The 5,783-nt window shown below is 74.8% G+C and carries 3 protein-coding genes; 2 read left to right on the top strand and 1 reads right to left on the bottom strand.

The annotated features are described in order from the left end of the window. Positions 1-824 precede the first annotated feature (824 nt). Entirely contained in the window at positions 825-1,943 is a 1,119-nt protein-coding gene (locus ACFV0G_RS33755) for a C4-dicarboxylate ABC transporter (protein WP_380556235.1), read from the bottom strand. A gap of 70 nt (positions 1,944-2,013) precedes the next feature. On the opposite strand from ACFV0G_RS33755, the gene ACFV0G_RS33750 reads away from it, so the two are divergent. Beyond that, positions 2,014-2,931 (top strand): LysR family transcriptional regulator, encoded by a 918-nt coding sequence (locus ACFV0G_RS33750; RefSeq protein ID WP_380556233.1) that lies wholly within the window; start codon positions 2,014-2,016, stop codon positions 2,929-2,931. Positions 2,932-3,068: 137 nt separating this feature from the next. Further along, entirely contained in the window at positions 3,069-5,672 is a 2,604-nt protein-coding gene (gene clpB / locus ACFV0G_RS33745; protein WP_380556231.1) for an ATP-dependent chaperone ClpB, read from the top strand. Positions 5,673-5,783 lie beyond the last annotated feature (111 nt).

Raw genomic sequence — 5,783 nt, 5'->3', positions numbered from 1 at the left:
TCGATGCGCGGCCGGGACCGGGAGACCCGTCGTGTCACGCCGATGCCGAAGGCGATTCCGGCGAGGCGGAGCAGCAACGCCTCGCCGACTCCGGTCCCGGGGGCCATCACCACACATGGCGTCCCGGCCGGCGCTCTTCCCCCCGCGGCAGCAGTGCGGACGCACTGCCACCCAATGAAGAGCAAGTCGCCGTCAGCGGGCTGCGGTTGCCCGGACGGCCTGGCGTGTGCCCCTAGCCTCACAGTGTGACGGCCGGGTCACAAGTGGCGCTCGGCTGCAGGTTCCCGCAAGTGCAGGAACTTGCAGTCCCCGACGTCCGGACGGAGCGGAATTCTCCGGTTTCCGGCGCCGCCGGGAGGACCTCGCCGACCTGCGGGGCCACCAAACGTTCATTTGGCGGGCGCCGGATCTCCACACGTGAATTTCTGCCATTTCCGGGGAATGCCGGCAGGGCTCGCCGACTGCCGAGGCCATCGGTCCGTCGATGCCGCCCGGACGGCCGCACCCGCTCCGACCAGCGATGTCATCGACCTCACTGACCCGGGGTGGACTGGACCACAGCCACCGCGGGGGCCGTTCCGCCCACCCGGAATCCGCAGCGGGCCGCGCGGCGGAGCGCCCGACCGGTAAAGCCCGCGGCCACCCGGTGTGCGCGATTGTGAAGCGAAACGGCCGATTCCGGCGGGGCGTTCCGGATACCCGCGCCACCCCCTCCGGAATCGGCCGCCGAGGACGTTCCCGACCCATTCCCGATAGTGACGAACACATGTCAAGACCGTCGGAGCGCCCTCGCATCCGCAAGGACGCGGCAGCCCTCGGCCTCGCTACAGCAACCGCCCCGCCAGCAGGCCCGCGACCGTCCGGGCACCGGTGACCGCCCATGCGACCAGCAGCAGGACGTACAGGGCGCCCGCCAGGACGGTGAACGCGCCCGCGCCGGTGTGGCGGCCCAGCGAGGCCGTCCCGGTGACCAGGGTGCCGACCGGGAAGGTGTACGCCCACCAGGTCATGGCGAACGGCATCCCGGCCCGCAGCGCGCGCAGGTTGGCGGCGGCCGCGATCAGCAGCCACAGCAGCGCGAAGCCGATCACCACCACCCCGTACAGCACGGCCAGGGGCACGGCCGGGCCGGCCGCGGCGGGCGCCAGCGTGCGGGCGCCGTCGGCGAGCGCGCCGGCCGCCGTCGCCGACTGGCCGAGCGGCCCCAGGACGAGGAACAGCGCGGGGGTGAGCACCGGGGCGGGCGGCCCGCCGTGCACCAGCGCGGCGAACACCACCGGCAGCAGCGCCAGGACGGCCAGCAGGCTCGCTCCGAACAGCGCCCCGCAGCCGTACAGCAGGGCCGGCCGCCACCCCGCCGCGACGTGCGCCAGCAGGGCCGGTCCGGTCGCGGCGGCGACCATCGGCGCGACCACGGGCAGCAGCCAGGTCGGGTCGGCCCGCAGCACCGACACCCGGTGCCGGGTGATCATCAGGTACGGGACGGTCGCGGCGACGGCCACCGCGTACACCGCGCCGACCGTCCACAGCACCAGGCCGGCGGCGGCCGCCGGCCCCGCACCGATCAGCCGGCCACCGACCGCGAGGGTGGCGGCGCCGAGCGAGAGCAGGGCCATCGGCGGACAGCCGTGGAACACCGCGGTGGCCGGGTCGTCCAGCGCCGCGCGCGCCGCCGCCCGGTGCCGCACCAGGTGGACTGCCCGGGCGGGCACCAGCACCGCCGTGGCCGCCACCGCCAGCAGCCAGAACACCTCGCCGGGACCCGCCAGCCAGGGCGCGGCCGGACGCAGCGCCGCCGCCCCGTTCGCGGTGATGGCCGTGCCCATCACGGCGGCGTACCAGTTGGGGCCCAGCCGGGCCAGGTCCGGCCGGGACGGTCGGGCTCCGGCGCAGCCGGCGGGACGGACGGGCGGCGCGGGCGCCGCGGTGAGGGTGGTGGCCATGTCACCACCGTCCCCGGCGGGCGGTCCTGGCGGTAGCGACCCGCGATCTATGGGGGCATAACCTGGCTGTATGCCTCTGTCCTCGCGGGTCCCCGACATCGGCGCGCTGGAGCTCCTGCTGGCGGTGGCCCGGCTTGGCAGCGTGGGCCGGGCCGCGGCGGAGCTCGGCGTCAGCCAGCCCGCCGCGAGCGCCCGGATCCGGGGCATGGAGCGGCAGATCGGCGTGGGGCTGCTGGAGCGCTCGCCGCGCGGTTCCCGGCCCACCGAGGCCGGCCGGCTGGTGGTCGAGTGGGCCCGCAACGTGGTGGAGGCCGCCCAGGCGCTGGACGCCGGGATCGACGCGCTGCGCGACCGGCGGGACGCCCGGCTGGTCGTAGTGGCGAGCCTGACCGTCGCCGAGTACCTGATGCCGGGCTGGCTGCTGGCCCTGCACAAGGCCAGCCCGGACACCGCGGTCACGCTGCGTACGGCCAACTCCGCGGACGTGGCGGCGCACGTGCTGGCCGGCGACGCCCACCTCGGCTTCGTCGAGGGCACCGGCACCCCGGCCGGGCTGGCCGGGGCGGTGGTGGCGGCGGACCGGCTGGTGGTGGTGGTCTCGCCGGACCACCCGTGGGCCCGCCGCCGCTCCCCGCTGACCGGCGCCGAGCTGGCGGCGACGCCGCTGGTGCTGCGCGAGCCGGGCTCGGGCACCCGCGAGGTGCTGGAGGAGGCGCTCGCCCCGTACGGCGGGACGGCGCCGCCGCGGCTGGAGCTCGCCTCCTCGACCGCGCTCAAGTCGGCGGCGATGACCGGGGCCGGGCCGGTCTGCCTGTCCGAGCTGGCGGTGGTGGAGGAGCTGGCCACCCGACGGCTGGTCGCGGTGCCGCTGGCCGGCCTGGACCTGCACCGGCCGCTGCGGGCGGTCTGGCCGGTCGGCAGCCGCCCGGCCGGCCCGGCCCGGCTGCTGCTGGGCCTGACCCGGGAGCCCGCCCGGCGGGACGGCTAGCGGCGGCCGGCCGGGACCGCCGGGACCGCCGAGGAACATGGACGGCGAAAGTTGAGCGAAGTAGACTCAAGTTAGTGCATGCTGTAAGAGTCACACCCCTGATCCCCTGATCCGCTCACGAAGGGAGCACGCCACCAGTGGACGCCGGTAAGTTCACCAGCAGGACCCAGGACGCCCTGTCCGCAGCGATCCGCCGCGCCAGCGCCGCAGGCAACCCGGACGTCAAGCCGGTGCACATCCTGCTGGCGCTGCTCGAGCAGCCCGAGGGCCTCGCCCGCCCGCTCCTGGAGGCGGTCGGCGCGGACCCGTCCCGCACCGCCGCCGAGGCCGCCCGGCTGCTGACCGCACTGCCCGCCGCCCAGGGCTCGACCGTCGCCGCGCCGCAGCTGGCCCGCGACACCATGGCCGTCCTGGAGGAGGCCGGCCGCCGCGCCGCCGACCTCGACGACTCGCACGTCTCCACCGAGCACCTCATGGTCGGCCTCGCGGCCGAGGGCGGCGCCGTCGCCGACCTGCTGAAGCAGCAGGGCGCGACGCCCAAGGCACTGCTCGCCGCGTTCAAGGACGTCCGCGGCAGCGCCCGGGTGACCTCCGCCGACCCCGAGGGCACCTACAAGGCGCTGGAGAAGTACGGCACCGACCTCACCCAGGCCGCCCGGGACGGCAAGCTCGACCCGGTGATCGGCCGCGACCAGGAGATCCGCCGGGTCGTCCAGGTGCTGTCCCGCCGGACGAAGAACAACCCCGTGCTGATCGGCGAGCCCGGTGTCGGCAAGACCGCCGTCGTCGAGGGCCTCGCTCAGCGGATCATCGCCGGCGACGTGCCGGAGTCGCTGCGCGGCAAGCGCCTGGTGGCGCTCGACCTCTCCGCGATGGTGGCCGGCGCGAAGTTCCGCGGCGAGTTCGAGGAGCGGCTGAAGGCCGTCCTGAGCGACATCAAGGACAGCGACGGCCAGGTCATCACCTTCATCGACGAGCTGCACACCATGGTCGGCGCGGGCGCCGGCGGCGACTCGGCGATGGACGCCGGCAACATGCTCAAGCCGATGCTGGCCCGCGGCGAGCTGCGCATGGTCGGCGCCACCACGCTGGACGAGTACCGCGAGCGGATCGAGAAGGACCCCGCCCTGGAGCGGCGCTTCCAGCAGGTGATGGTCGGCGAGCCGTCCGTCGAGGACACCATCGCCATCCTGCGCGGCCTCAAGGGCCGCTACGAGGCGCACCACAAGGTGGAGATCACCGACGCCGCGCTGGTCGCGGCCGCGACCCTCTCCAACCGCTACATCACCGCGCGCTTCCTGCCCGACAAGGCGATCGACCTGGTAGACGAGGCGGCGTCCCGGCTGCGCATGGAGATCGACTCCTCGCCGGTCGAGATCGACGAACTCCAGCGCGCCGTGGACCGGTTGCGGATGGAGGAGCTGGCGCTGGAGAAGGAGTCCGACCCGGCCTCGGTCGAGCGGCTCTCCCGGCTGCGCCGCGACCTCGCCGACAAGCAGGAGCACCTGAGCACCCTCAACGCCCGCTGGGAGCAGGAGAAGAAGTCCCTCAACCGGGTCGGCGAGCTGAAGGAGCGCCTCGACGACCTGCGCGGCGCGCTCGAACGTGCCCAGCGGGACGGCGACTTCGAGCGCGCGTCCAAGCTGATGTACGCCGAGATCCCGGCCGCCGAGCGCGAGTTGGCGGAGGCCCAGGACCGCGCCGCGGACGAGCCGAACGCGACCATGGTCAAGGAGCAGGTCGGGCCGGACGACGTCGCCGACGTGGTCGGCTCCTGGACGGGCATCCCGGCCGGGCGCCTGCTGGAGGGCGAGAGCGCCAAGCTGCTGCGCATGGAGGACGAGCTCGGCCGGCGGCTGATCGGCCAGAGCGAGGCCGTCCGGGCGGTGTCCGACGCGGTCCGCCGCACCCGGTCCGGCATCGCCGACCCGGACCGCCCCACCGGCTCCTTCCTGTTCCTCGGCCCGACCGGCGTCGGCAAGACCGAACTCGCCAAGGCACTGGCCGACTTCCTCTTCGACGACGAGCGGGCGATGGTCCGCATCGACATGAGCGAGTACGGCGAGAAGCACTCCGTCTCCCGCCTGGTCGGCGCCCCGCCCGGGTACGTCGGCTACGAGGAGGGCGGCCAGCTCACCGAGGCCGTCCGGCGCCGCCCGTACAGCGTGGTGCTGCTGGACGAGGTCGAGAAGGCCCACCCGGAGGTCTTCGACGTCCTGCTCCAGGTGCTGGACGACGGCCGGCTCACCGACGGGCAGGGCCGCACCGTGGACTTCCGCAACGCGATCCTGATCCTCACCTCCAACCTGGGCAGCCAGTTCCTGGTCGACCCGGCGACCCCGGAGGAGCGCAAGAAGGAGCTCGTGCTGGGGACGGTGCGCAACGCCTTCAAGCCGGAGTTCCTCAACCGGCTGGACGACATCGTGGTCTTCGAGCCGCTCGGCACCGCGGAGCTCGGCCGGATCGTCGACCTCCAGGTGGCGAAGCTCGCCGAGCGCCTGCACGACCGCCGGCTCGGGCTGGAGGTCACCGACGCGGCCCGCGACTGGCTGGCCCTCACCGGGTACGACCCGGCGTACGGCGCCCGGCCGCTGCGCCGGCTGGTGCAGTCCGCGATCGGCGACCAGCTGGCCAAGGAGATCCTCTCCGGCCGGGTGCACGACGGCGACACCGTGCTGGTCGACCGGGACGAGGAGCTGGACCGGCTCACGGTCGGGCCCAGGCCGTCCCTGGTGAAGTGAGGCCGCACAGGCCGTGACGCCGGGCGGGGCGCGGGGGGGCCCCCCGCCCCCCCCGGCCCGGACGGGCCCGGGACACCCGGGGGTCCCCCGCGCCGACCCGCGCCCCCGCCG

The organism is Kitasatospora sp. NPDC059571 (genome assembly GCF_042735675.1).
Classification (GTDB): Bacteria; Actinomycetota; Actinomycetes; order Streptomycetales; family Streptomycetaceae; genus Kitasatospora.
The sequence above is the reverse complement of the archived record's forward strand: the minus strand, read 5'-3'. Positions and strand labels throughout refer to the sequence as shown.

What these genes read in the sequence shown, in the direction of transcription:
- ACFV0G_RS33750 (WP_380556233.1), top strand. Translation starts at nt 2,014, where the DNA reads ATGCCTCTGTCCTCGCGGGTCCCCGACATCGGCGCGCTGGAGCTCCTG.
- ACFV0G_RS33755 (WP_380556235.1), bottom strand. Translation starts at nt 1,943, where the DNA reads ATGGCCACCACCCTCACCGCGGCGCCCGCGCCGCCCGTCCGTCCCGCC.